The 25975-nt window shown below is 51.6% G+C and carries 24 protein-coding genes; 5 read left to right on the top strand and 19 right to left on the bottom strand.

Annotated elements, in window-relative coordinates; all coding sequences use genetic code 11:
• Window positions 1-22: 22 nt before the first annotated feature.
• Entirely contained in the window at window positions 23-1048 is a 1026-nt protein-coding gene (locus J9260_RS07775; RefSeq protein WP_210220436.1) for a serine protease, read from the top strand.
• Here the strand turns inward: J9260_RS07775 and J9260_RS07770 are convergent.
• Window positions 954-2369 carry a tetratricopeptide repeat protein gene (locus J9260_RS07770; RefSeq protein WP_210220435.1) on the bottom strand — a complete coding sequence of 472 codons (1416 nt, stop codon included), beginning with the start codon at window positions 2367-2369 and terminating at the stop codon, window positions 954-956. The genes J9260_RS07775 and J9260_RS07770 overlap by 95 nt on opposite strands.
• Before the next feature lie 115 nt (window positions 2370-2484).
• Window positions 2485-3378, bottom strand: coding sequence for a cysteine synthase CysM (cysM, locus tag J9260_RS07765; RefSeq protein ID WP_210220434.1), 894 nt, complete (start codon window positions 3376-3378; stop codon window positions 2485-2487).
• Window positions 3379-3526: 148 nt separating this feature from the next.
• On the opposite strand from cysM, the gene J9260_RS07760 reads away from it, so the two are divergent.
• Window positions 3527-5428, top strand: a complete 1902-nt coding sequence (locus tag J9260_RS07760) for an ATP-binding protein (protein ID WP_210220433.1) — start codon at window positions 3527-3529, stop codon at window positions 5426-5428.
• Here J9260_RS07760 and acpS read toward each other — a convergent pair.
• The 14 genes from acpS to rpoE all read right to left on the bottom strand — a co-directional run bounded on the left by acpS (window position 5372) and on the right by rpoE (window position 15850).
• Complete coding sequence (gene acpS, locus J9260_RS07755; protein WP_210220432.1) at window positions 5372-5755, bottom strand: holo-ACP synthase; 384 nt, start codon at window positions 5753-5755, stop codon at window positions 5372-5374. The genes J9260_RS07760 and acpS overlap by 57 nt on opposite strands.
• The gene (pdxJ, locus tag J9260_RS07750; protein ID WP_210220431.1) at window positions 5752-6486 is read right to left on the bottom strand and encodes a pyridoxine 5'-phosphate synthase; all 735 of its coding nucleotides are present in this window, start codon (window positions 6484-6486) and stop codon (window positions 5752-5754) included. The genes acpS and pdxJ overlap by 4 nt, the downstream gene beginning before the upstream one ends.
• On the bottom strand, window positions 6479-7168 hold the full coding sequence (gene recO, locus J9260_RS07745; protein WP_210220430.1) for a DNA repair protein RecO: 690 nt from the start codon (window positions 7166-7168) through the stop codon (window positions 6479-6481). The genes pdxJ and recO overlap by 8 nt, the downstream gene beginning before the upstream one ends.
• Window positions 7169-8068 (bottom strand): GTPase Era, encoded by a 900-nt coding sequence (era, locus tag J9260_RS07740; RefSeq protein WP_210220429.1) that lies wholly within the window; start codon window positions 8066-8068, stop codon window positions 7169-7171.
• Window positions 8065-8733, bottom strand: a complete 669-nt coding sequence (rnc, locus tag J9260_RS07735) for a ribonuclease III (RefSeq protein WP_210220428.1) — start codon at window positions 8731-8733, stop codon at window positions 8065-8067. Before rnc ends, era begins: the two co-directional genes overlap by 4 nt.
• A complete protein-coding gene (locus J9260_RS07730; RefSeq protein ID WP_210220427.1) occupies window positions 8730-9113 on the bottom strand; it encodes a DUF4845 domain-containing protein in 384 nt (127 codons plus the stop codon). The genes rnc and J9260_RS07730 overlap by 4 nt, the downstream gene beginning before the upstream one ends.
• A 49-nt stretch (window positions 9114-9162) precedes the next feature.
• The gene (lepB, locus tag J9260_RS07725) at window positions 9163-9927 is read right to left on the bottom strand and encodes a signal peptidase I (protein ID WP_210220426.1); all 765 of its coding nucleotides are present in this window, start codon (window positions 9925-9927) and stop codon (window positions 9163-9165) included.
• A 20-nt stretch (window positions 9928-9947) separates the two neighbouring features.
• Window positions 9948-11753 (bottom strand): translation elongation factor 4, encoded by a 1806-nt coding sequence (gene lepA / locus J9260_RS07720; protein ID WP_210220425.1) that lies wholly within the window; start codon window positions 11751-11753, stop codon window positions 9948-9950.
• Complete coding sequence (locus J9260_RS07715; RefSeq protein ID WP_210220424.1) at window positions 11746-12003, bottom strand: glutaredoxin family protein; 258 nt, start codon at window positions 12001-12003, stop codon at window positions 11746-11748. The genes lepA and J9260_RS07715 overlap by 8 nt, the downstream gene beginning before the upstream one ends.
• Complete coding sequence (locus J9260_RS07710; protein ID WP_210220423.1) at window positions 11990-13108, bottom strand: trypsin-like peptidase domain-containing protein; 1119 nt, start codon at window positions 13106-13108, stop codon at window positions 11990-11992. The genes J9260_RS07715 and J9260_RS07710 overlap by 14 nt, the downstream gene beginning before the upstream one ends.
• A 63-nt stretch (window positions 13109-13171) precedes the next feature.
• Window positions 13172-13657, bottom strand: a complete 486-nt coding sequence (locus J9260_RS07705; protein WP_210220422.1) for a SoxR reducing system RseC family protein — start codon at window positions 13655-13657, stop codon at window positions 13172-13174.
• A gap of 82 nt (window positions 13658-13739) precedes the next feature.
• Entirely contained in the window at window positions 13740-14639 is a 900-nt protein-coding gene (locus J9260_RS07700) for a MucB/RseB C-terminal domain-containing protein (RefSeq protein WP_210220421.1), read from the bottom strand.
• Window positions 14629-15234, bottom strand: coding sequence for a sigma-E factor negative regulatory protein (locus J9260_RS07695; protein ID WP_210220420.1), 606 nt, complete (start codon window positions 15232-15234; stop codon window positions 14629-14631). The genes J9260_RS07700 and J9260_RS07695 overlap by 11 nt, the downstream gene beginning before the upstream one ends.
• Window positions 15235-15274: 40 nt before the next feature.
• Window positions 15275-15850, bottom strand: coding sequence for an RNA polymerase sigma factor RpoE (rpoE, locus tag J9260_RS07690; protein ID WP_210220419.1), 576 nt, complete (start codon window positions 15848-15850; stop codon window positions 15275-15277).
• Window positions 15851-15961: 111 nt separating this feature from the next.
• Here rpoE and nadB point away from each other — a divergent pair, with 111 nt between their 5' ends.
• Complete coding sequence (gene nadB, locus J9260_RS07685; protein ID WP_210220418.1) at window positions 15962-17560, top strand: L-aspartate oxidase; 1599 nt, start codon at window positions 15962-15964, stop codon at window positions 17558-17560.
• Here nadB and J9260_RS07680 read toward each other — a convergent pair.
• Window positions 17557-18474 (bottom strand): phosphoribulokinase, encoded by a 918-nt coding sequence (locus J9260_RS07680; RefSeq protein ID WP_210220417.1) that lies wholly within the window; start codon window positions 18472-18474, stop codon window positions 17557-17559. The two genes, nadB and J9260_RS07680, sit on opposite strands and share 4 nt — an antisense overlap.
• Before the next feature lie 153 nt (window positions 18475-18627).
• Here J9260_RS07680 and J9260_RS07675 point away from each other — a divergent pair, with 153 nt between their 5' ends.
• Window positions 18628-19818, top strand: a complete 1191-nt coding sequence (locus tag J9260_RS07675) for a peptidoglycan-binding domain-containing protein (protein WP_210220416.1) — start codon at window positions 18628-18630, stop codon at window positions 19816-19818.
• 57 nt (window positions 19819-19875) lie between these two features.
• A complete protein-coding gene (locus J9260_RS07670; RefSeq protein WP_210220415.1) occupies window positions 19876-21411 on the top strand; it encodes an ATP-binding protein in 1536 nt (511 codons plus the stop codon).
• A 13-nt stretch (window positions 21412-21424) separates the two neighbouring features.
• On the opposite strand, the gene J9260_RS07665 is transcribed toward J9260_RS07670, so the two are convergent.
• Both J9260_RS07665 and J9260_RS07660 read right to left on the bottom strand, forming a co-directional pair.
• Window positions 21425-23032, bottom strand: a complete 1608-nt coding sequence (locus J9260_RS07665) for a tetratricopeptide repeat protein (protein ID WP_246499696.1) — start codon at window positions 23030-23032, stop codon at window positions 21425-21427.
• A complete protein-coding gene (locus tag J9260_RS07660) occupies window positions 22963-25836 on the bottom strand; it encodes a caspase family protein (protein WP_210220413.1) in 2874 nt (957 codons plus the stop codon). Before J9260_RS07660 ends, J9260_RS07665 begins: the two co-directional genes overlap by 70 nt.
• Window positions 25837-25975: the final 139 nt, after the last annotated feature.

Here is a 25975-nt window from a genome sequence, read left to right as displayed (position 1 = left end):
ATAACGTGACAGGGGACACAGAATGTATAAGGTATTGGGGATAATTTTTATCCTGCTTTTGCCATGGCAAGTAGCGGGTGCGAATACAGATCGGATGATGCGTATTGTGGGGGGCAATCCCGCTGGGCAAAATGCTTGGCCTTCGGTGGTAGCGATTAAAACTACCGCAACGGGTGAAGTGCTGTGCGGCGGCAATTTAATTCACCCGCTGTGGGTGTTAACCGCTGCGCATTGTGTGCAAGGGGAAGCAGCGGGCTTAAGCTATGAATACACCCCACCCGATATGGTGATTTTTTCCGGGGCAATCGGTCTGGATTCCCCCAAAGGGCGGCATATGAATGTGAGCCGCATTGTGGTTCACCCGCATTACAACCCTCACAGCGGTATCAACGACCTAGCGTTATTGATGTTAAGCGCACCGCTGGAAGGCGCGACCATGCCGGTTTACGCCAATAACCCACCGCCCGGAACGGCTGCCACCGTCGTTGGTTGGGGCGCACGCCAAGCCAATGGCAAAGACGGCATTCCCGCCAATTACCCACGCACCTTACAGCAAGTCAGCATCCCAATTGTGGACAATGCAGTGTGTAATCGCCCCAACGCTTACGGCGGCAAAATACAAGGCAATATGCTGTGCGCAGGCTTGCCGGAAGGCGGAAAAGATGCGTGCGTGGGCGACAGCGGCGGCCCGTTGATGGTGCGTTTAAACGGGGTTTATCGTCAGGTCGGCATTGTCAGTCAAGGTGATGGTTGCGCCCGCCCCGGCAAATACGGCATTTACACCCGCGTTGCCAATTACGCGCCCTGGATTCAGCAATACGCGCCACCACCGTATGCCGGAATGCCAATCACCACACCCGATAATCCCAAAATGCTTTACCCCGGCGGCGCGGGCGGGATGGATTTAGCGTGGTTTATCGGCGTATTGAGCGCGATATTGATCGCTGTCGGGGTTAGGATGAGCGTAAAACGTGCAAAGTATTGTCGAGTTCCACCTGTTTACGCAGCAGACGCTTCACCCCGAAAGGCACGAACTGAAACAAGGTGATCCCGGTTGCACCCAACAACAACATGCTTCCCAGCAGTTGATTGATGACTTCATCGGAACCTAACAGGCCACCGATACCGAAAAACCCGGAAACCATACGCAATAGGTAAAACATCAGGGCGGCGAGCAACAATACGGCGGAGGCGTGAATCAATACCCCGCCGATTTGGTTAACCCAGCCCCAGCGCGAACGCTGTTGCTCTGCCACTTGCTCGTAATGACGGGAACGGTGCTGCACTTCGCGTACAATGCGTTTTTGGGAAGCGGCTAAAATCAATTTGCCGATTTGTTGTTCACGCTGGCTGAGGGTGACATACGGTAAATGCGACAATACCCGCACGTGCTGATGTACCACTTGCTTGAATAAATCGCCGCTATTGATTTGATCAGGTAAGGCCAATACCGCCATCGGGTGCTGTTGCCAGTGGGTTTGCACGTAGGTTTGAATGCGCTTGACCCGCACCGAACGCAAGTCACGTAACATTCCGCCAATCTCAGTGTTATTGGCAAAATCCGGTTCCATCTGCGCTTGCACGTAATACACCGGGGAACGTGCCACCACTTGCGCCAAGCGTTCTGCCGCTGCGTTATTCGCACCTTCAGCGGCTAAATAACGGGCGCACTCATAGGCACTTTCCATGTCGTCCAGCCCCACCGCGTGGGTAGCGCGCAACGCCGTTTCCACCGCCGCGCTGAATTGCCCATTACCGTAATACGCATCTGCCAGATGCCGCCGTGCAAATTGCGCAAAGGCCGGGTCAAGCAATTGCGCGTGTTGCACCGCTGCCTGAAAGTGCGTTGCTGCACGTTCCAGTTTGCCCAACAAAAATAAATACATCCAACCCAATTCAAAATGAGCGCGGTAATTATCGGCATTCGCCGCCACCGCATCGTGCAGCATATGTTCTGCCAAGATCACCCGTTGTTGTGCCGCCTGCCCTTCAGTCACTAAAGATTCTGCCAATTTCTTGCTGGCAAAATCTGCCCCCATACTCGCACGGTACAACGAAAAACTGCCTTGGCTACGCGCTAATAATTGCTTGCGTAAATCTTCGCGCCCTTGCATTAAGCTCAAACCTTGCACAGAAACGTGAGAGGCCAGCGTTTCCAATTGCGGGCGTAAACTGTGCAAAACATCGTCCGCACCACCGGCTTTACGTAAATTACTGCGCAGCCCCGCATCCAGCAAACTGTAGACGTGCTGACGACCCAATGCCTGTAACGGCACGAGGTATTCGAGGTTAATCCGGTGGAAGGTTTGCTGCTTATGTGCAGGGAAAAAGACTCCCTGCAACTGACACGCCGCGAATGTTTTCGACATTTTCAGAATCCGTTCTGATCGTTAGGACACACAATGGCTCTAACTATAGTCGAGTTTACGCATTTTGCTACATTTAATTATTGGTATTATCAATGTATTAGCCCAAACAGCCGTTTTAGGCAGGGAAAATTCCGGTGGAAATGTAACGATCCCCCCGGTCACAAATAATCGCCACAATCGTCGCATTTTGCAACGTTGCAGATAAACGTAACGCCGCCGCAACCGCACCACCCGACGATACACCGCAGAAAATCCCCTCTTCTGCTGCCAGCCGATGCATGATTTGCTCCGCCTCCGGCTGACTCATATCAATTTCCAGATCGACTTCGTTACGGTGAAAAATTTCCGGTAAATACTCCGGTGTCCAGCGACGAATACCGGGAATTTGATCGGTTTGCGTAGCAGGTTGCACCCCCACAATTTGCACTTGCGGATTTTTGGACTTAAGGAAGCGTCCCGTGCCCATAATGGTTCCCGTCGTTCCCATGCTGCTGACAAAATGCGTTACCTGCCCGTGCGTATCGCGCCAGATTTCCGGCCCGGTAGAATGAAAGTGTGCCTGTGGATTATCCTCATTAGCGAACTGATTCAGCACTTTGCCCTTGCCTTCGCGCTCCATTTGCAAGGCCAGATCACGCGCCCCTTCCATGCTCGCTTCTTTGGAAACCAGCACTAACTCCGCGCCGTAGGCTTTCATCGAAGCGCGGCGTTCAGCACTCATGGTTTCCGGCATAATCAGCACCATTTTGTAACCTTTAATTGCCGCTGCCATTGCTAACGCAATCCCGGTATTACCGCTGGTGGCTTCAATCAAGGTATCGCCGGGTTTAATATCGCCACGGGCTTCGGCTCGCTGAATCATGCTTAATGCCGGACGGTCTTTGACTGAACCTGCCGGGTTGTTGCCTTCGAGTTTCACCAAAATAGTGTTAGTGGTTGCACCCGGCAAACGTTGCAGACGCACTAGCGGGGTATTGCCGATAAAATCTTCGATGGTGGGGTAATGCATGTTCGTCGCTCTTGCTTTGGTATTGATGCAGAAAGAGCTTACCAGCCATCCCACTTATCCGCTACCTACCGACGAATTTGACTTGACCTGATCTGATAATCAGGTAACGTGTCAAACCTGCGAATAAACATAATAAATAGGAAATCATGTGAGTAGCGCAACCAAGATCTTGGCTCCTTTTATCCAGCCAGTTTCAGCAGTAGCCCCCAACAAAACAGCCTCCATCAATATGTCCGCTGCCATGTTAATGCAACGTGACACTGATCTGGCGCAGCGTTCCGTTTCCGGGACACTTGCTTATCTGGTAAGTTGGGTTGTATTGGTGCAGGGGACGCACCTTACCCAATACAGCCCGACGCTGGTTTACATAACCGGCTTATTCATGTTGCTGCTGACTTTGTGGCGATTGTTTCTCATCAAGCGACAACCTTCTTTATGCGCTAAAAATCCGCAACGCTGGCTGACGCTGTTTCGCAGCAATGTGTTGGTATCAAGCTGTATTTGGGGGTTATTTACCGCGTGGGGATTGTCTCAGGTAGGCGTGGGCACGCATGGCACAATCATGCTATTGCCATTGCTCATGATCGGAGCCGGTTCGGTTTCACATTTGTCGCCTGACAGAAACCTGCTGATACTGTTCAATAATATCCTACTGTGGCCAACGATTCTGGTAATGCAGCATACCGGGACAACCGATGCCTACATTATTGCGCTAGGCTTATTCCTGCTTGGAATTTTTACCATCGCGATGGGCAACACTATCCATAAAGATTACTTTCAGCTTTTATACAAAAACGATTTACTGGAACAACAGACTGCTAACCTTGCCGCTGCCAAAGAAATGGCGGAAATCGCTAATCAAGCCAAAAGCCATTTTCTCGCGAACATGAGCCACGAATTACGCACCCCAATGAACGGTATTCTGGGTGCAAGTGAATTGCTGACCCCGTTGGTGAAAACGGCTGAACAACAACAATACGTTTCCCTGATCCATCGCAGCGGCAAAACGCTACTGGCACTGCTGAATGATTTGCTGGATTTTTCCAAAATCGAAGCGGGCAAGATGGAACTGGAGTTAACCCACTATCCGCTCCACGATATGGTGGCGCATTTACAGCACTTACTGGACATTCGCGCTAAAGAAAAAGGCTTGACGTTTGTTATCGAGATGGATGCCGACATCGCACCCTATTTAAAAGGTGACGAAATCCGCACCCAACAGGTATTACTCAACTTACTTGGTAACGCCATCAAGTTTACCGACGCAGGCACGATTACGCTGACAATCAAACCGACACAAGATGGCGAACGACTGCGCTTTGAGATTCGGGATACTGGCATTGGCATTCCTGCTGAAAAACAGGGTTTATTATTCAGTAGTTTCCAACAAATGGAATCATCAACAGCACGGAAATACGGCGGAACAGGTTTGGGTCTGGCAATTTCCAAGCAGTTGGTTAACCTGATGCACGGCACAATCGGGATGCAAAGCCAGCAAGGGCAAGGCTCGTGTTTCTGGTTCGAGATTCCTTATCAGGTAGCAACCCCAACGCCAATCGCTCCGGTATCCGAGCCAAAGCCAGCGGAACTTACCCCGCTTGACCCTAATTGCCGCATCTTGTTGGCAGAAGACAACCCCATCAACCAAATCATTGCCCAAGCCATGCTGGAAACCTTGGGGCTAAGTCGTGTTGATACCGTAGAAAATGGCGAACAAGCCATCCAACACCTGATTGACGCAGATTATGATCTGGTATTGATGGACGTACAAATGCCGGAATGCGATGGTCTGGAAGCCAGCCGCCATATCCGGGGCAATAGCATTCACGCGGGTATGGCAGCCGTGCGTAACCCCTCAATTCCCATCATCGCGCTCACCGCAAATACCATGAGTCATGATATTGCTGAATGCTTAAAAGCAGGCATGAACGGGCATATCGGTAAACCATTGGATACGCCAACCTTGGCAGCGGAATTGCAGCAGTGGCTTGCCTCAGTTCCCCACCGCAATCACGAAAGCGAGGGCGTGGCTGCGCTCGTCGGCAACTGAGAGTTGACACGAGGCGACACCCATTGCTGTCGCCGTTGCCAGTGTTACACCATGCAATTGCAACAACGGTTTACCGCGTAAATCGTGAGTCGTTTCGATTTCTTGTAAGCGCACCTCTTTGCCGATACCTGTGCCGAGGGCTTTAGCAAGGGCTTCTTTGGTGGCGAAGCGTTTCGCCAGCCATGCTGCCGGGTTGGCTTGACTGGCGAAGCGTTCGAGTTCATTGGGGTGCAAAATACGGGCGGCTAAACGTTGGGGATGCCGCGCTAACATTTGTTCAATGCGGGCGATTTCCACGATGTCTGTGCCGATGCCAAGAATGGTCATGCACCCGCTCTGGCTGCTTGCATTAACTCCAACATTTCCAGCGTCGCTTGGCGGATACCCACAAACACTGCCCGCGCTACCATTGAATGTCCGATATTGAGTTCACGAATATTGGCAATCGCGGCAATCGCTTGGGTATTGTGGTAATCCAACCCATGCCCAGCGTTTACCTGAATACCGAGACTGTGTGCAAATTCGGTGGCTTCGCGAATACGGTTTAATTCGCGCTGTCTAGCTTCGCCACTGGCATTCGCATACGTGCCAGTATGCAATTCAATCACAGGTGCACCAATGTCAGGCACACGGCGGATTTGCTCAATATCCGGCTCGATAAACAACGATACGCGGATATTCGCCGCATTTAAGCGTTGGGTCACGCTGCGCACCCGCTCGAATTGCCCGATAATGTCCAAACCGCCTTCGGTGGTGAGTTCTTCGCGCTTTTCAGGAACGACACACGCATCATTCGGCAATACATCGCAGGCAATCCCAACCATTTCATCAGTTGCCGCCAGTTCCAGATTCAAACGGCGCGTACACATTTGGCGAATCGCGTACACATCCGCGTCCTGAATGTGGCGGCGATCTTCGCGCAAATGAATGGTAATGGCGTGTGCGCCTGCGTCTTCCACCAGCCGTACTGCCTCCAGCAAATCGGGGTAAGCCGTGCCGCGTGCTTGGCGCAAAGTGGCGATATGGTCAATATTGACACCGAGTTCGATCTTATTCATGGAACAATTTTCTCGCATTCAAGGTTTTGCCTTTCAGCAACATCTGGATCAGGTAATCGAGGGTATGGCGCAATTCCAGCCGCTGTTCGGAGTTCATCGCTTCAGGTTCGCGCAACGCAATCAGTAAGTTACCCGAAATGGGTACACCTTTACCCTCCCCCACATCCGCATACAAACCGTGGTCGGGGCGGAAACGGTAACGCATCGCGGGTTCAATGTCATGTCCCTCTGCGTCATCGTGCCATAGATTGAGAACATAGCCCGCCATTGCCAGCACGTCCAGTTCAAACAGCGGCAGTGCGAGTACGTCAGCGGGGTTTTCGAGGCGGAACAAGGTTTGCTGGTATTGGGCGAATAATTCCGGCTGCGGCTGGTGTTGCCACAATGCCCGCAGCAACAATTCATTGGCGTAAACGGCACGCACCAAACCAGCAGCTTTCAGCGGGAAACGGCGTTTTTCTTCAGCATTAAACAACGTAAATACTTCGCCCCTTCCCGTCCAACTGGCATCGAGTTGGCGGAAAGGTTCGAGCATTCCCTTGGAGCGCGAGTTTTTGCCCTGCCCGAATTTGGCAACGCAGGTAATCTTGCCAGCTTCAAGGGTAAACAAATCCAACAATACGCTGGTGTCGCGGTAGGGGTTACGGCGTAAGATGAAGGCTGGCGAAAGTGGGGGCAACACTCAGGTTGAAATCCCCAAGCTTTGCAGATGCCGTGGGCTGTTTTCCCAGTTTTCTTCCACCCGCACCCACAATTTCAGCATCACTTTGCGCTCTAAAAAGGCTTCCAGTGCAATCCGTGCCGAGCTACCAATGCGCTTGAGGGTATCGCCTTTACTCCCAATCACGATGCCTTTTTGGTTTTCGCGACTCACCCAAATGACCGCGTTTATTTCGGTGATGTGTGGTTTTTCGGTAAAGGTTTCAATTTCAACAGCGGTGGAATACGGCATTTCCTGATGCAAATACGTCATTAACTGCTCGCGGATCAATTCACCGCAAATAAAGCGCGTTGATTGGTCGGTCACGTCATCTTCGGCGTAAATCCAGTCTTGCTGCGGCATGACTTTAGCCAGCGCGTTTTTAAGCTGTTCGGTATTCGTACCCTTAGTTGCCGACAGCGGGAAAATTTCTTTGAACGGGTATTTGCTCAATACCTCCGGCAACCAGCCAAACAGTTTTTCTTTTTTCTCAATCTTGTCCACTTTATTGGCGATCAAAAACACCGGGCATTGGACGTGCGCAATACGCTCTAACACCAGATTATCTTCATCTTGCCAGCGCATCGCTTCAACAATCATCACCACCGCATCGACACCTTCAATAGAGGCCACCGCTTCACGGTTAATGGTTTTATTGAGCAAGCTTTTGGAAGTGCGGTGAATTCCCGGCGTATCGACGAAAATCATCTGATAATCGCCTTCGGTGAGAATCCCCCGGATGCTGTGGCGCGTAGTTTGCGGTTTATTCGCAATCGCCGATACTTTGAAACCAATCAAATGGTTCATCAACGTGGATTTACCCACATTAGGTCGCCCAACAATCGCGACATAACCGCAACGTTGTGAAGATAATTCAGTCATTTTTTAGCCATTACCTGCTGAAAGGCAAGCGCGGCGGCTTCCTGCTCTGCCTTGCGGCGGCTCCCGGATGTGCCTTGCGTGCGGATGTTTAAACTGTTGATCACACATTCAGCGGTAAACGTCTGTTTGTGCGCTTCGCCGTGTACTTCAAGTAACTGATAGTCAGGTAAATCGTGACCACGTGACTGGAGGAATTCTTGCAAACGGCTTTTGGGGTCTTTGAGGCTATCTTCGGTGGGTAAATTGTTAAGGCGTTCGCCGTAAGCGGTCAATACAAATTGGCGTGCCGCGTCCATGCCCTGTTCCAGATAAATGCAGCCAACCAATGCCTCGAACGCATCCGCAATAATCGACTTGCGCCGAAACCCGCCACTTTTGAGTTCACCCGGCCCCAGCCGCAATAAATCGCCAATCGCTAATTCAACCGCAATCCCAGCCAAAGCATTTTCATTGACTAAAGACGCACGCAAACGACTCAAATAACCTTCGCTTGCCCGTGGAATCCGCTGATAAAGCTCCGTGGTGATAATTAGCCCAAGCACGCTATCACCAAGAAACTCCATGCGCTCATTATGTTTACCATCCGCACTGCGGTGGGTGATGGCGCGGCTAAACGTGTCCGTCGCCATCAATTCGCTACCCAGTAGCTTTTTTAGTTTGCTCAAGTATCTCCAGCCTTTCCCAATTCAATCGAATAATGGAACGTTGTCAAAAAATCAATGTTTGCCAACCAGTTTTTGCGTGATTCGTAGTGTACTACCAGTTCACGGACATTTTTCTTGCCCGGAACTGGCTCTACCGAAAACGCATCCGAGGTCAGCGTATACAACCCGTTGATATTCAAATAATCATCAACTTTGGCTTTAATCTGCTGCTTACTGGCACTTTTCATGCTGGGATTCATCGCAATATCATGAGCCAGCGACTTCACCGCACGAAATTCCAAATAACCGGGGACAAGCTTAACGGCTGTCACCAGCGAAAAAATAACCACACTAGCCGTCGCCATCCATGACAGGAAGGTCGCACCTTGTTGCTTACGCATTGTGTTTTACCTTTATTGTTATGATTAATTAAATACGCAGGAAAATGAATTAGTCGATTGAGTTACCAATACGTGACGGTTTAAAACCATCGCCGCCAAAATTAGCGTGCATCCACACGTAAGTCGCCTTACCCACCAAATTCGCTTCCGGCACTAAACCCCAAGCACGCCCGTCATGGCTCATGTCACGGTTATCACCCATCATAAAATAGCTGCCTTCCGGTACAGTTATTGAGCCACGCGAACCGCCCGTGTTGGGCACAACCAGAATATCATGAGAAATGCCCAATAAATCCTCCGTTAGACGGAAGGTGGCATGTACCCCGTTGTTTTGATCCAGCGCGTTGTACTGCCCCACCGCAACACGCGCTAAATCCACACCATTCACACGCAGGTTCTTATTATCCCATTCCACCACATCACCCGGCACACCGATTAAACGTTTGATGTAATCAATGTCTGGATTGTTGGGGAAACGAAATACCACCACATCGCCGCGCTGCGGTTTACCGGTCTCAAGGATTTTGGTGTGTGCTACCGGTAAACGTAACCCATAGGCAAATTTATTCACCAAAATAAAATCGCCGATTTCTAAGGTCGGCAACATGGAACCCGAAGGAATCCGAAACGGCTCCAGCACAAACGAGCGCAATACCAACACTGCCAGTAATACCGGGAAAAAGGAACGGGCGTATTCGACAAGCACCGGTTCAGGTTTTTCGGAAGCATTGCGTACTAACAACCGATACAACGCCCAAATAACGCCGCTGATCGCTGTCGCGCTAACCAGTATCCACTCCAAATCAAAAGCCATCTCGTATTCCCTGTTCCGTGTTACTTATCGCTAACTCTTAGCACAGCGAGGAAGGCTTCTTGTGGAATTTCCACGCTGCCGACCTGCTTCATGCGTTTTTTGCCTTCTTTTTGCTTTTCCAGCAACTTGCGCTTACGGCTCACGTCACCGCCATAACATTTCGCCGTTACGTCTTTGCGCATCGCTTTGACGGTGCTACGGGCAATAATATTGCTGCCAATTGCTGCCTGAATCGCCACTTCGTACATCTGGCGCGGAATCAGGTCTTTCATCTTTTCTACCAACATGCGCCCGCGAGACTGAGCGAAGTCGCGGTGAATCATCAACGCCAGTGCGTCAACTTTTTCACCATTTACCAGCACGTCAACGCGCACCATTGGCGCGGCTTCAAAACGGTTCATCGCGTAATCGAATGACGCATAACCACGGCTGCACGATTTCAAGCGGTCAAAAAAGTCCATAACCACTTCAGCTAACGGCAATTCAAAGGTCAGCGACACTTGCGCACCCATGTACTGCATATTCTTTTGTACGCCGCGCTTTTCAATGCACAGGGTAATCACGTTGCCCACATACTCTTGCGGCACGAGAATCGTCCCCACAATGATCGGCTCACGGATTTCCGCCAACTTATTAATCGGTGGCAATTCAGACGGGCTGTGGATGAAACTTTTCTCGCCATTGGTCAAGACGACTTCGTAAATAACCGTCGGCGCGGTGGAAATCAAATCAAGGTTGTATTCACGTTCCAGACGCTCTTGCACAATTTCCATGTGCAACATACCCAAGAAGCCGCAACGGAAACCAAAGCCCAAGGCTTGCGAAGTTTCTGGTTCATAGAACAACGCGGAATCGTTCAATTTCAGCTTGGAAAGCGCGTCACGTAAGTTTTCGTACTGGTCAGATTCAATCGGGAACAAACCAGCTAAAACACGTGGCTGAATTTCCTTAAAGCCTTGTAACGGAACACTGGCTGGACGTTGCGCATCGGTCAGCGTGTCGCCCACTTTTGCGACGGCGATTTCCTTGATGCCGGAAATCATGAAACCCACTTCACCCGCGCGTAATACGTCCAAATCTTTCATTTTCGGGGTGTACACGCCAACACGTTCGACTTGGAAATCACGCCCGCTGGACATAAAGCGAATTTTCATTTTTTTGCGAATTTCGCCGTCAATCACCCGCACCAACACTACTACGCCGAGGTAGTTGTCAAACCACGAGTCAATGATCAAGGCTTTTAGCGGCGCATCAGGGTCGCCCACGGGTGGTGGAATGCGTTGCACCAACTGTTCGAGCAGGTCTTCAATACCGATGCCGCTCTTAGCACTGACGTGAATCGCTTCCGATGCATCAATGCCGATAATATCTTCGATTTCTTGGCACACACGGTCAGGATCAGCCGCAGGCAAGTCAATTTTATTGAGGACGGGGACAACTTCCAGATTCAGGTCAATCGCGGTGTAGCAGTTGGCAACACTTTGCGCTTCCACACCTTGTGACGCATCCACCACCAGCAATGCGCCATCGCAAGCGGACAATGAACGTGAAACTTCATAAGAAAAATCCACGTGCCCAGGGGTGTCGATAAAGTTTAAATGATAGGTTTCGCCATTACGCGCTTTGTAATCCAGTGAGACGCTCTGCGCCTTAATAGTAATGCCGCGCTCACGCTCCAGATCCATTGAATCCAGTACTTGTGCTTCCATTTCACGCTGTTCTAAACCACCGCAATACTGAATAAAGCGGTCGGAAAGTGTCGATTTACCGTGGTCAATATGCGCAATAATCGAAAAGTTGCGGATGTTCTTGTTCGCCTCACCCATGCTGTAATGCTTGCCTCAAAATCGCTTCGTCGAAGAAATGCCGGAACAAAATCCGCTCTCCCCACGCCACCACTGGAACATCAGCATTGAAACGCACCTCCAGGTCTGCGTCAGCGTCGATGTCAACCAGCACGAAACTAAAGTCCAGTTCATCCTGAAATTCAGCCAAAAGAGCCACCATCTCGTCACACAAATGGCAGCCCACGCGATGATACACGCTCAGATGCTTTTTTGCTTCACTGAGTTGCATTCGCGCCATCCAATTCGCTGTTATTGGGTAATTCCGTGATCATGAGCTGCACCACTTGCGCCTGTCCGCCACGCAAAATGCGTAAATTGACCGTTTTACCCAAGGTTGTCGCCCCCACTAACAACGGCAATGCCGCCGCATTCGCAATCGGTTTGCCCTCAAAAGCCACGATCACATCGTTGGCTTGCAGCACCCCCACCGCAGGACTGTGAGGCAACACCTCTGTTACTAACGCCCCCATCGGTTTGGGTAACTTCAAGGAACGCACCAAAGCCGCATCCATTTCACCGATGTAAATTCCCAGCCACCCACGTGATACCCGACCCTGATTCTTTAACTGCTGAATCACATCGCGGGCAAGATCAATCGGAATCGCAAACGATACCCCCATGAAACCACCGGAACCGCTGTAAATCTGCGAATTAATGCCCACCACTTCGCCTTTTAAATTGAATAATGGGCTACCGGAATTGCCAGGATTAATCGCCACATCGGTTTGAATAAACGGCACGTAGTTACCATTGGGTAAACTGCGCCCCTTAGCACTGACAATACCGGCAGTCGCACTGTGTTCAAAACCAAACGGGGAACCAATAGCCAACACCCACTCGCCCACTTCGAGCTTTTTCGAGTTACCTAGCTTTAAAACGGGTAAACGCCGCGCATCTACTTTCAATAAAGCAAGATCGGTGCGTTCATCGCTGCCAATCAAACGAGCGGGCAATTCGCGCCCATCGTTGAGCTTGACCTTAATGTCAGAAGCGGCATTGACGACGTGGTGGTTGGTGACAATATAACCGTCAGTGGAATACACGAATCCCGAACCGTGGGCTTTTCCATCGAAATTAAACGGATTCGTGCCGCCGCCCTCCTCCAGCAATTGACGCATCAATTCATCAAATAAGGCATCGGTTTCGGGCGATTGTGGTTTGTCTTGCAGCGAAAGGGGTAGATCAGGGAAAGGCAGTTGACTGCTGATATTAACCACAGCGGGGCTGTTAGCTTTTACCAGACGGGTGAAGTCTGGCAAATCACGCGCGTAAAGGTTGGCGGCTGCTAACTGGCAGCACACCAGCAATACGGCGGATAAGAATCGTTGCGACATAAAGCCCTTTCTCCTGAGCGTGACTCAAACAAGCCACACTATGCGGGAGAAAGTAACTAAGAATCAAGGGGAAGGAATAATCTGGCTATAAATCACAGACTCTTTAGCGCGTAAAATAACCGGCTGAAAATCTGGCGAATTTAACGAACGCAAACTAAATAAATTAGCAAAGCGCAAACCGCCCAATAGCCCAGCCACACCCGCTAACATCGCCCCTAACTCATCATTAAAGCCTAAGAAAGCAAACACTTCACTCCCGATAAATGCTGCAAATAATAGAGCTAATAGCGGCACTAAGTACGCTAATAGAGAATAGACAATTAACGCTTCACCCTGCATTCCCACCACAACCTGCTCACCGGGACGTGCGTACAATGGGTTCAACACCCGCATTTTCTGCGGCTCTTTACGTGACAATAATTCCAGTGGTGACGAGGTTGCGCACGAACCACTGGATTTGCAAGAACCACAACTTCCAGCCGCTTGTTGTGGGATTACCCACGCGTAACCAGCCTCAACGCTGACAACGGTTGCTGTTTGTTCAATCATTTTGTGCTCCCTCGTTATTGATGTTATGTCACCATCATATACTGAGGAGCTTGCTTTAAACTTAATCAATGGATCTTTCTGATCAGCGAGCATGACGTAAGCCTTTACTAATACTCTCCAACGTCGCTACCGGCACTTCACCCACCAAAGTCACCTTATGCCCATCCACTTCGGTGGTGAAAATATTCATAGCACCCGCTGACAAAGACAAGGCTTCCGGCACACCGGGGCTGTCTGGACGCGCAATAAACACCGATACCGAAGTCATGCCATCCGACAAAATTATTTGACGCACTGCTGCTTGCCCTGCCGCACCCGCTTGTTCCAAATTGCGTGTTTGCTGAAAACCCATTGGCAACGCACTAAACGACCATTCTGCATCGTTTTTAACTGTGGCTGGTAACGCTTCCGCTTTAACCGCAACACTAGGTGGAGGTACTGCCATTGCCGGTGCAACAACAGCTTCACTCGGCGGATTAATCGTCAACGCGGTAAACATTAATTGTTCAACCGATTGATGCGAACGATCCACCAAGGCGTATTTCAACAACATCCCGCTGTTTGGATCAATGCAGTAACGTTGTAAATAACGCATCCGGTCACGCGGGCGTGCCACCACGATACGGCAAGTTTGCCCGGCAACGGATTCTTCACCGCCGACATCTAGCGCGTAAACCTGCTCCATTTGCGGTTGCACTTGCTCGAATTTCGCCAGTGAAAAACTTTCTTCCGCTGGCGCATTCGTGCCTTGCGCACCCTGCGTTAAGCGAATCACGCTGTCTTTTTCCGCACCACCTTCCAACACATGCCGAATCTGGTAGGTGGAAAGCTCATTGCCCCGCGCATACACCAACGTTCCTTGGTAACTCAAGGTGTGCACCGCACCGCGCATTTTCGCCAACAGATCAGCAGCTTGGTCTGCCATACTGACCGTAGGCAATGCCAGCAGCACGGACACTAACAGCTTAAGTTTAACGTTCATTGGCATAAGAAACCGCTCGAATTGAAGGAGCAATGGCTGTGGTTGAAGCATATTTAACATGCTGCGCCACGTACTGTTTAAGAATGTCGCGGGTTTGCGGGTCAATCCGCCCAACTTGCTGAATCCGTGCATCCACACTGTCGGCTGCCGGTAACGCAGCCAAGGCTTGTGCTGCAACAGGTGCGGAAGTGGCTGGCGTGGTTGCAGGCATCGTTGCCAACGGCTGGGTTTCGCTAGTGGGTTGTTGCAAGAACAATACGCCGCCTAAGGCGATAGCTCCCACCGCTGCTGCCATACCCATTCCCAAGGTTTTGTAGGAATATTTAGGTTTAGCAACCGGCAAGGGAATAACGTTTTCAGCATACACCGGTTCGGCGTCCAGCTCGTCATGAATACGCGCCAGTAACGACATGCCCGAACCCATGCGTTGACCGCTATTGCCCGCACGCATCACTTCACCCATGAGCGCGTAACGCGATAACGTTTGCCCTAATTCAGCATCTTTGTTCAGCTCATTCAGCAACCGACGTTGCTCAAATTCACCCGCCTCATCGTCTAATAAAGCCGATAAGAATTCTGTTTTACTTGTGTTCATTTGTTTCACCTGCACCTTGAGACACTACTCTCGTGGGGTTTTAACTCAGCAATGGCCTCAAGACCTTATCAATTGACTCACGCGCACGGAAAATCCGCGAACGCACAGTACCTATCGGACATTCCATTGTCACCGCAATTTCTTCGTAACTCATCCCTTCCAGTTCACGCAACATGATGGCTGTGCGCAAATCTTCGGGTAAATCGTCAATCGCCCGATTAACGACCCGCTGGATTTCCGCCGTCAATAATTCATGTTCAGGCGTTGCGTATTCCTTTAGAGCGGACTCCCCCCCAAATTGTTCCGCTTCTTCTGCATCAATATCAGTATCCGGTATTCGACGACCCTGTGAAACCAGATGATTTTTCGCTGTATTGATCGCAATGCGGTACAACCAAGTGTAAAACGCACTTTCGCCACGGAAATTCTTAAGGCCACGATAGGCTTTAATAAAGGCTTCTTGCGCCACATCCTGCGCAGTATCATGATCATGCACATAACGCAGCACTAGGCTAACAACCTTGTGCTGGTATTTAAGCACCAGAACGTCAAACGATTTTTTATCCCCGGTCTGGATCCGTTGAACCAGTTCGAGATCAGTAGGCTTCTCGCCCATCAGGGCTGTACTCCATAGTTGTTTTCCGCCAAGATTATATCCTACAAGTTGGCTGTCAACACCAGAATCATAATCCGGCGTAATATCGCCCCCTCTAGCAGGAGCTACATTGTGTACGACGTGCTTATTATTGGCAGCGGAGCTGCCGGACTTACCCTCGCACTCAGCTTACCGGAAACCTGTACGATTGCGATTTTGAGCAAAGATGTGATTACCGAAGGCAGTACCGTGTACGCACAAGGCGGGATGTCAGCGGTATTAGATGCAACCGACAGCGTGGATTCACACGTTGAAGACACCCTCAACGCCGGTGCGGGTTTGTGTGACGCGGATGTGGTGCGGATGACGGCGGAACATGGGGCAAAATCTATCGAATGGTTGCTGGATGCCGGTGTACCGTTTACCCGCGATGAACACGACCAGTCACGCCTGCACTTAACCCGTGAAGGCGGTCATAGCCACCGTCGCATTGCCCACGCTGCCGATGCCAGTGGTGCGGCGATTGAAAACACCCTTGTGGCACAAATCAGCCATCGCCCGAATATCACCGTGCTAGAACACCATATTGCGATTGATTTAATTACCAGCCGCAAACTCGGTCATCGGGATAACCGTTGCGTGGGCGCGTACATTTTTAATCGAAAAACCAAAAAAATTAGCACCCTGCAAGCACGGTTTACCACCATTGCTACCGGCGGAGCCAGCAAGGTTTATCTGTATACCAGCAACCCCGACGGGGCAAGCGGCGATGGCATTGCGATGGCTTGGCGGGCGGGGTGTCGGGTCGCCAATATGGAATTCATGCAATTCCACCCCACCTGTTTGTATCACCCGCACGCAAAATCCAGCCTTATCACCGAAGCGGTGCGCGGCGAAGGCGGGCGTTTGTTATTGCCGGACGGAACCCGTTTCATGCCGCGTTTTGACCCGCGTGCAGAATTAGCCCCACGTGACATTGTGGCACGCGCCATCGACCACGAAATGAAACGGCTGGGGCTGGATTGCGTTTATCTCGATATTAGCCACAAACCAAAAGATTTCATTATTAGTCACTTCCCCAATGTGTACGCCACTTGTGAAAAATTTGGCTATGACATGAGCAAGCAACCCGTGCCAGTCGTACCCGCAGCGCATTATACCTGCGGCGGGGTTATGACCGATTTAAACGGGCGCACTGATGTTGACGCACTCTATTGCATTGGTGAAGCGTCTTACACGGGCTTGCATGGCGCGAACCGCATGGCGAGTAACTCGTTGCTGGAGTGCATTGTTTACGGGCAGGCCGCAGGACACGACATTAGCGCACGCCTCAACGAAGCCCCGCTGGATTTACCCATGCCAGTGTGGGATGAAAGTCGGGTTACAGACTCGGATGAGCGCGTGGTGATTACCCATAACTGGGATGAAATTCGCCGCTTTATGTGGGATTACGTCGGGATTGTACGCACCACCAAACGCCTTGAACGCGCCCGTAATCGGATTGAATTGCTGCTACGGGAAATTGATGAATATTACGCCAATTTCCGTATTAGCAGCGATTTGATCGAGTTGCGTAACTTGGCAGTGGTGGCACGGTTGATTATCCGTTCAGCGTTGTTGCGTAAGGAAAGTCGCGGACTGCATTACACCCTCGACTTCCCTAAAACCGATGCACGGATGGATGGCATCCCTACGGTACTTGATCCGATTACCACTTACCATCCGTACTAAGCGCACAGCCCCGCACCACGGTCTTCGGCAACATCGGTAATACCGCGCACTTCACGACTTGCAATAATCAGGTCGTGAATGATCGGCATCAACACCAGTTCAATCGCCATTAACATCTTGCTGCTCGGCACTACCATTGTATTGCGGCGCGTCATGAACGCGCCCGGAATGTCTGCCAGCAAAGGCTGGAAATCCGGCCAATATTTATCGCAGAAATGAATAATTAAATAACATTCATCGGCTGTCGGCACAGGTTCTGCGGCAAACGGATCGGAAGTATCCACCAACGGAATAAGCTGAAAATTGATATGGGTACGCATGAATTGCGGGGTAATGTGATGCACATAATCGTGCAGACGATTCAGCAAGCCATTTTTCACGTCATCTAAAGCCACGCCACGATCGTGGATTTCGTGCTGAATTTTCGCCATCCACTCCAGATTAGCATTCGGCGCAATCCCAATCGACAAGTCAGGATGTTGCGCAATATTAATGCCATCGGCTACCGCCGCACCGTGTAAACCACGATACAACAATAAATCGCTGTCGGAATCCATGCTTTCCCAAGGGGTAAATGTGCCTACAGCCTGTCCGTATTTAGCCGCTTGCGCCGAAGTGTGCAGATAATGACGATGTGAACCTTGACCAGACGTTGCGTATTCAACAAACAAGCTTTCGAGTTTATCCAGATGATTACCATCCGGGCCAAAATGCCCTAACACACGGCCTTCCGCTTTGGCCTTATTCACTTCATCGCGCATCGCTGTGCGGTCATAACGACGAAATGCGCTGCCGTCGATATACACAGCCTTGACCCGCTCACGGTAGAAAATCCGCTCCAACGCCTGAATAACCGACACAGAGCCTGATTCCATCGCACCGGTAATCGCGACAATAGGGTGTTTTACTGACATGACTCCTCCTTCTAAAAAAGCTTATCGTGCGGAGCATAACACCAGCGGATTCTGTTGGGATAGCTGCCCAAATGGAGTTAAGGAAAGTGTTATTCCTGCAAATCCCTCAGCTTGTTTATACACTCATGGCAATGTTAACAAAGGAGTAAGGCGATGGCGTTTCAGGACTCGGCATTACGCAAGGCATTTCCGAATGGTTTGCAGGGTGAAATCGTGCGTGGGGCAAGCGGCAGGGCTGTGGTAGCGGTGCAATACGCGCTCGGACGGTTAGGGCATTTACACGATTTATGTGATGGAAAATTTGGCGGTAATACTGAAACCGCGCTCAAGGTCTATCAACGTGCGGTCGGTTTGCCGGTCACAGGTAAGGTGGATGCCGCGCTGCTCACCAAACTGGATAGCGTGGTGGCGCGACTGGATTTGCGTACACCCGCGATGAAAGCCGCTGATCCCTTGGCGTATTTGTCAGATTTTCGCAGTTTACAAATGCCGGAAATCCGCATCGTCGGCACACGCGAAATCTACAACTGGTCAAGCCCCGAAATTCAGGTGGCTTACGGCAAATGGGTGGGTTCGTACTGGGAAGTGCTTAAGCAAAACCGCGTGGAAGCCGATTGCAAGGGCATGGCGTTATTTCTGATGGATCAATTCCGTAAGCAAATCTTGCAAGACCGTTTTATTAGTCTGACGCATCCGGTGCGGCGCGGCGCGGTGGAAAAACCGTGGATTGTGGCAACACGCGACAAAACACGCGGATTTTTCAATCGTTCTGACAGCGGCACACCCGCGAATCGGGCGGGTTATGAGGCGGTAAAAGTCGTGGAAAAACTCGATCCGCAACATTCCATGCTGTACGGCGTAGCGGTACATTACCCTGAAGTCAGTGCGCATCACGTGGCACGAGCTTGTACGCGGGTGTGGGACTGGAGTAGCGCGTCCCATAATGGCGGTGACACCAGCAAACCAGAAGTGCCGGTCAATCAGTTACAACCCGGTCATCTGATTTTCATTGACCACAGCGGCAACGGCAGTTTCGACCATACTGTCAATGTCATTAAAGTTGAGCGGGATAGCGGCAATCGCACCCGCAAACTGGTGATGGCGGTGGGTTCATTTGACGATATACGTGACAATTCATCCGACACTGAACCCACCAACCTTGGGCTGATTAATACTTACGCGGAAGAAGTGACCGTAGAATTAGACAGCAACGGGCGCATCAGCAGTTCAACCGTCACTTGGTCATCCGAACCCGATTACATTGTCAAAACCCGCTACAGTGCACGCACTACGCTGATGGAGCAAAAAGCAGGCGGCAAGCTGTTTATCGGACGGTGGGCTTAGGCATGGGTGTAGAATCTGCTATCCTTCACAATGTGATTACTTACGTAGACTGTTACCATGCTGCAACGCCTCCCTGTTGGTATCCAGACGTTTTCAGAGTTGAGAGAACGCGACTGTCTGTACGTAGATAAAACGGAAGCTATCCAACGGTTACTGTGCAAAGGCAAATATTTCTTCCTGTCGCGACCGCGCCGTTTTGGTAAATCGTTGTTGCTTTCCACCATCAAAGAAATCTACCAAGGCAATCGTGCCCTGTTTGATGGGCTGTGGATCGCGGATCAATGGGATTGGAGCAAGACCCACCCCGTGATTCACCTGTCTATCAACAAGCTTGATTATCAGGGTTTGGGTCTGGAAACAGCTTTGCAACAAACGCTGGAAGCGATTGCAACGCAACATGGCCTTACTTTGGTAAGCACAACGCTGAAAAACGTGTTTGCTGAACTACTTGAAAAACTTGCCAAACAGCAAGGCAATGTGGTGTTGCTGATCGACGAATATGACAAGCCGTTGATTGACTACCTTGATGACATTCCGCAAGCCAAAGCCAATCAACAGACCATGAAAACTTTCTATTCGGTGCTGAAAGACAGTGATCCGTATTTGGAGTTTTTGCTGATTACCGGCGTGTCGAAGTTTAGCCGCGTGTCGATTTTCTCGGATTTGAATAACCTGTTTGACCTGACATTTGACCGCAGTGCCAGCACGCTATTGGGGTATACACAAGCGGAATTGGAGCACTATTTCACACCCTATATGCCGGAAACGGAAAGCTATCTTGGCTTAACCCGTGCGGCATTGCAGGAAAAAATCCGTGAATGGTATAACGGTTACAGTTGGGACTTACGTACCCGCGTTTACAATCCGTATTCGATCTTGAGCTTCTTTCAGGCGCAGGCATTCCGCAATTTCTGGTTTGAATCGGGCACACCGACGTTTTTGCCGAAGTTGATGCGCCGCAAGAAAGTGTATCGTCTGGATAAGTTGCGGGTAGATGAATTGGCTTTGGGCAATTACGATCTTGAAGAATTAGAGCTTGTCCCCGTAATGTTCCAGACAGGCTATTTGACCCTAAAAGACCAAGATAAACGTGGCATGTATTGGTTGGATTACCCTAACCGTGAAGTACGTGCGTCAATGATGATGTTTTTGATGGCGGAATGGGCGCATGTTGAACCTGCCAGGACAACACCAATGGTGGTGCATCTGAGTGAAGCCTTTGACGGCAATGATTTACCTGAGGTAATTGAAATCATCAAAACGGTATTCAAGAAAATTCCGTATCAGATTTTCCTGCAAGACCGTGAGGCGTATTACCACAGTTTGATTTACTTGACGTTTTTCTATCTGGGGCAGTACAGCGAAGCGGAAGTCAATGAGAGTAATGGGCGGGTTGATTGCGTGGTGAAAACGGCAACGCATATTTATATTCTGGAGTTCAAACTGGATAAAACGGCACAGGCGGCAATGGCGCAGATCAAGGCTCGCGATTACGCGGGGGCATTTCGGGATGATCCGCGCTCGAAGGTGTTGGTGGGTATTAATTTTAGCAGTGAGCTGAAGAGTGTGGATGATTGGGTGGTGGAGGGTTAACCAAGCCAGTATTTTATTTATTCTCGCTTACAAAGCCTGCTTTCTGAAACTGCGCAAGCAAATACGCCTGCTTGTCTTCCCAGCTTTCCAGATAGGCGGGGTTGCCATCCTGCATCACCAACCATACATCCTGATTGAGCGGGCTGTTTTTCCAGTCGGGATTATTCGCCAGCCCTTGTTGTGCATGATGTGCCAATGCGCGGGCTTCGACAGTTTTCTGCTGTTTAAGCAATACATCCACTAACTCGGCGTAAGCCAGCAAGGTGCTGTTATCCAATGACAACACTTTTCGGTAGTGCTGTTCGGCTGCGGGTAATTGTCCCTGTTCGACATAAGTGGAGGCGAGATTTAGCTGGAAACGGCGGTTATTGGGCGCATAATCCACTGCTTGTTTGTACCAGTCCAATGCTTCTGCGGCACGGTTTTGCATCTGACGAATTTGCCCCATACCGAAATAGGCTTGTGCCACAGCAGGGTTACGCTGAATCGCATCCTGATAGTGTTTTTCAGCGTTGCTGAAGTCTTCGCGGCTGGCTTCGGCTTCGCCCATCACCGCCAATGCGTAAGCAGAGTCTTCAGGGTTGGCGGCGGCGTAAAAGGTTTCTACATCACGTGGTTCCAGCATCAGGCTGGTGATGCGCAAACAACGCTCGCGGGCGGTGGATGCGGGAGCGGCTTGGCATTCCTGTTGGGCTTGCTGGTATTCGCCTTGTTGGAGCAGGGTTTCACCAATAGGCGTTGTCTTCTGACTAAGCCAATAAAAAATCAGCCCCATAACAATTGCGAGGACTAATAGGATCACACTCCACCAAGAGATATGGGCACTTTTTAAAGGTGCAGAGGAAGGAAGACGATTTCGTTCATCTTCTTTTTCAATAGCGATTTTTAGACGGTCAAGCAGCATTAAAGCATCGGGAGAATGGGGATAATCTGCCATATATTGTTCAAGCTCATACCTCACTTGGTTAAGTTGATGAGATGAATTGGCTAGAAATACTCGGTGGTGAATATCCGCCAAGGTATCAGGGGAAAGTGGAGGAAAATGGTTGATCGGTGCTAAAGAGGGTACTTGCCCCGGTTGTGGTTTGACAGCAACAGGTTGCCCTGTAAGGTGACGCAGCAATTTTTCGTAGCTGCCTTCAATGCTGAGGTTGTAATGCGACACTGCCCGCAGCGGTTTGGGAATGAAAACGGTGTCATCGGCGGTGAAGACAACCGGGATAAATTTGCGGTTTAACCCGTCGTTGTCGTAAATGTCCTGATAAGTCAGTAATGACTCCCACTTTACGCCCTTGCCGATGCCCTGCTTTTCTTTGCGCTGTACACGATTCAGATAAGTCTCAGTGCAAATGACAAGAACATACGATGCTGTTTCCAACATCCGCTCCATCCACAGAGGCCAGCCTTCTTCCGGTGAACCATTGATGTATTGGTCAATATCGCAGTTCAGACCGCTTTTATTCAAGCCGTCTGAAAGTGCTAGAACCCTATGACGGTGTTCATCAGAATCATGGCTATAGCTGATGAAAATCCTGAGCGGCGGCGTACCCACTATTTGACCTGCGCAAGCGGGAAGTCCTGCCCGTTCAACTGGAACATGGGGAACTGTTCGTATTGCCATTGCTGTTTGGAGAGGCGCGGCACTTCGTCACGGGCGTAGGCTTGCAGTTCCCCCACGTTGACCGTGCCATCTTTGATCAGGTCGGCCTTGCCCTGCAAGCCTTTGAGCAAGACGTGAGTGAACAGGCCGTGGCCTTGCCCGCCTTCGGCGATGCCTTCCAGTGCCTGTTGCTGGCTGGAAGCAGCGGCGAGGATCGAGGTGCCGGTAGCCTGCATCAGGCGGTCGATGGCAGCCTTGTCATCCATGCCGCGTGCGGCCGGGGTGTCGAGCGCGGCGAGGGTGGTGAGGCTTTTGCCCGCGTGGCAGGTGTCGATCACCATCACGCGCTTGCCTGCCTCCACCAGTGACAGCCAGTCACGCAGCTTTTCTTCGCCCAGCGCCTGCTGGCGGATGGCGTCGCTGTTTTCGTAGACCACATCCTGCGGCACGTAGTGGTAGCGCCCATCGGCAACCACGCCATGCCCGGCGAGGTAGAGCACGAACACGTCCTGCGGCTGCACCTTGGCTGCCATTTCCTCGAATGCGGCGTGGATGCTGGCGAGGGTCACGTCCTTGTCACGCAGGACTTTGGGTTCGACCTTCTGGAACATGTCGCCGTGTTTTTGCAGTTCAGCGGCGAAATCCACCGCGTCATCGGCGGCGTATTTGAGGGCGAAACTCTGGTCGCGGTAGTCACTGACGCCGATGCTGAGGATGTACAGCGACGGTTCGCGCTGCACCGGGTCATCCACCTGCACCTGTACACGCACGGGTTTGGAAGCCACCTTGTCGTTTTTGCTGTAGGCCACTACTTCGATGGTGTTGTCGCCGTTGCGCAGCGAGAATGGGCGGCGCAATGCCTGTTGCCCTGCGGGGGAGCGTGGGCTAAACGGGCGGGCGGCGGCACTGTTGACCACCTCGCCGTTGACGCGGTATTCGACCCGCCCGATGCCGCCACCCTGATCATGCAGGGTCACATCCAGATCGAAGCTGCGCTGTTTGAGTTGCTGCTGTGGCCCACCCCCCACCTCGACCGTGGGTGGCAGACCGGCTTGCAGGATTTGGCGTACATCGCCTGCTTTTTCCAGCGCGGCCTGTGCCAGTTGCGGGTAGTCGTCATCCAGCGCTTTGGTGACCAGATCGGCGCGGGCGAACACTTGGCGCAACTGCTCCACCCCGACGAATTCGGCTTCCTGATCCGCGCCCCGGTTGAGGTGATAACCGATCAGATCCTCCGCACCCTCGGCAGCGGCGTAGAAGCCCTCCGGCGTCCACGTCACCCAGCGTTTTTCATCCGGGTGCAGGTAGAAGGCCAGCCGCTCTTTGCCGCTTGCCTTTTCGTACCAGCGGATCGTGCCATCGCCGAGTGCTGCCACCACCCAGCGGTCATCGGCACTGATATTGACCGCCCATGCCACTGGCACGGACTGTTGCCAGCGCAAGGAGCCGTCTTTGCCATACAGCCGCAAAGACCAGTCCGCACCCAGCGCGAAGCTGTTGCCTTGGGCGTCGATGGCGAGGCTGTGGGAGGTTTCGTAGTCTTGCAGCGGCAGGGGTTGGCCGTTGAGTTTGGGATGTGTGGTATTTTTCCATTCAGAAATATTCAATCCCGGTGCGGTTTGTCGTACTCCTTTGAGATTAGCAGTACCCTGCTTTGGCGATTGAAGTTCATTCACCAACCATTCCCATTTACCCCTAACAACATCACCTTTTTTAGTTTCATAGGCATATGGGATGGCAACCATATCGCCCGTATCTCCTAAAGAAACATCAATATCCCGATAATCCAACACCCCGGAAGTCTGCTTCCACACCACCTGCCCGTTGGCATCCAGCCGTCCGATGGCAGGATCAGCACTGGCATACACCACCCCGCCATCCTTGAGCGGCTTGATGTCCATCACGGTATTCTGCGAAGCACGCCACAGCGAGCGTTTGCCTGCGCCGCCCTTGTCCCAGACCACCAGCGGCCTGCCGTTGCCGTCCTCATAACGCCCACCCGCAGTCAGACGGCGACCATCCTGCGACCAGGCAATCCTGCCCAGATTGCCATTATCAATCCCCTGCGTATCCTGCCTGCGCACGGGCTGCAAACCGGCAGCGGCGAGGATTTCCACCGCCGTGCTGTCGGCAAAGCCCACAGCCACTTGTTTGCCATCGGGGGAGAAACGGGCGAAGTACGGGCGGCTGCCGCCCTGCGTTTTGTATGAGTGCAGCAGCTTCAACCCGGCATCGTACAGGCGCACCTGACCATCGTAACTGGTGCTGACCACACGCCCCTGCGCATCGAAATCGACACTGTAGCTGTTGCCGCCATAATCACTGTCACGGGCAAGCTCCTGCCAGTCGCGGGTGGAGAACAGGCGGATGCCACCTTCTCCCAACGCTACAGCCAGCTTGCTGCCATCCGGGGAAAAGGCGAGGTGGTTGATGACATCAGCCAGGTCACGCAGCCGGGTGAGCAATGCGCCGCTGCTGCGCTGGAAGAGGTAGATATTCGCGTCCCAGCCTGCCACCGCCACCTGTTCCCCGTCCGGGGAAATCGCCACGGCAAATAACTTGCCCTCATGCCCCTCACCCTGCGGCGGGCGCAGCACCTGCAACAGCTTGCCGGTGTGCAAATCCCACACCCGTGCGGTTTTGTCATCGGCGGCACTGACCATAAAACGCTCGGCAGCATCCACGTCAATCCGCTTGATTTGGGCGAAGTGCATTCCCGGCTCGATGCGCAGGATGGGGGTGGGGTCGGGTTCTGCCGCAAGGGTGGGTAAAGCCGCCAGCAGCAGGACGGCAAGCAGCAAGGCGCGTTGGAGTGTGGTTAACATGAGAAGCCCCCGGAATCATGGTGTGGGGTAATTATAGACGGGAATGATGGGCGATGTGTGAAAAATGCCGTTTCCCAATCCGTTCACGCCCTCCCCCGATTACTGCTAAACTCTCCTGCTTAATCCAGCAGCCCCGACG

Origin of the sequence: Thiothrix unzii, from assembly GCF_017901175.1 — a bacterium.
Lineage (GTDB): Bacteria > Pseudomonadota > Gammaproteobacteria > Thiotrichales > Thiotrichaceae > Thiothrix > Thiothrix unzii.
Note: the sequence above shows the minus strand (reverse complement) of the source record. Positions and strands in the feature narration are given on the sequence as shown.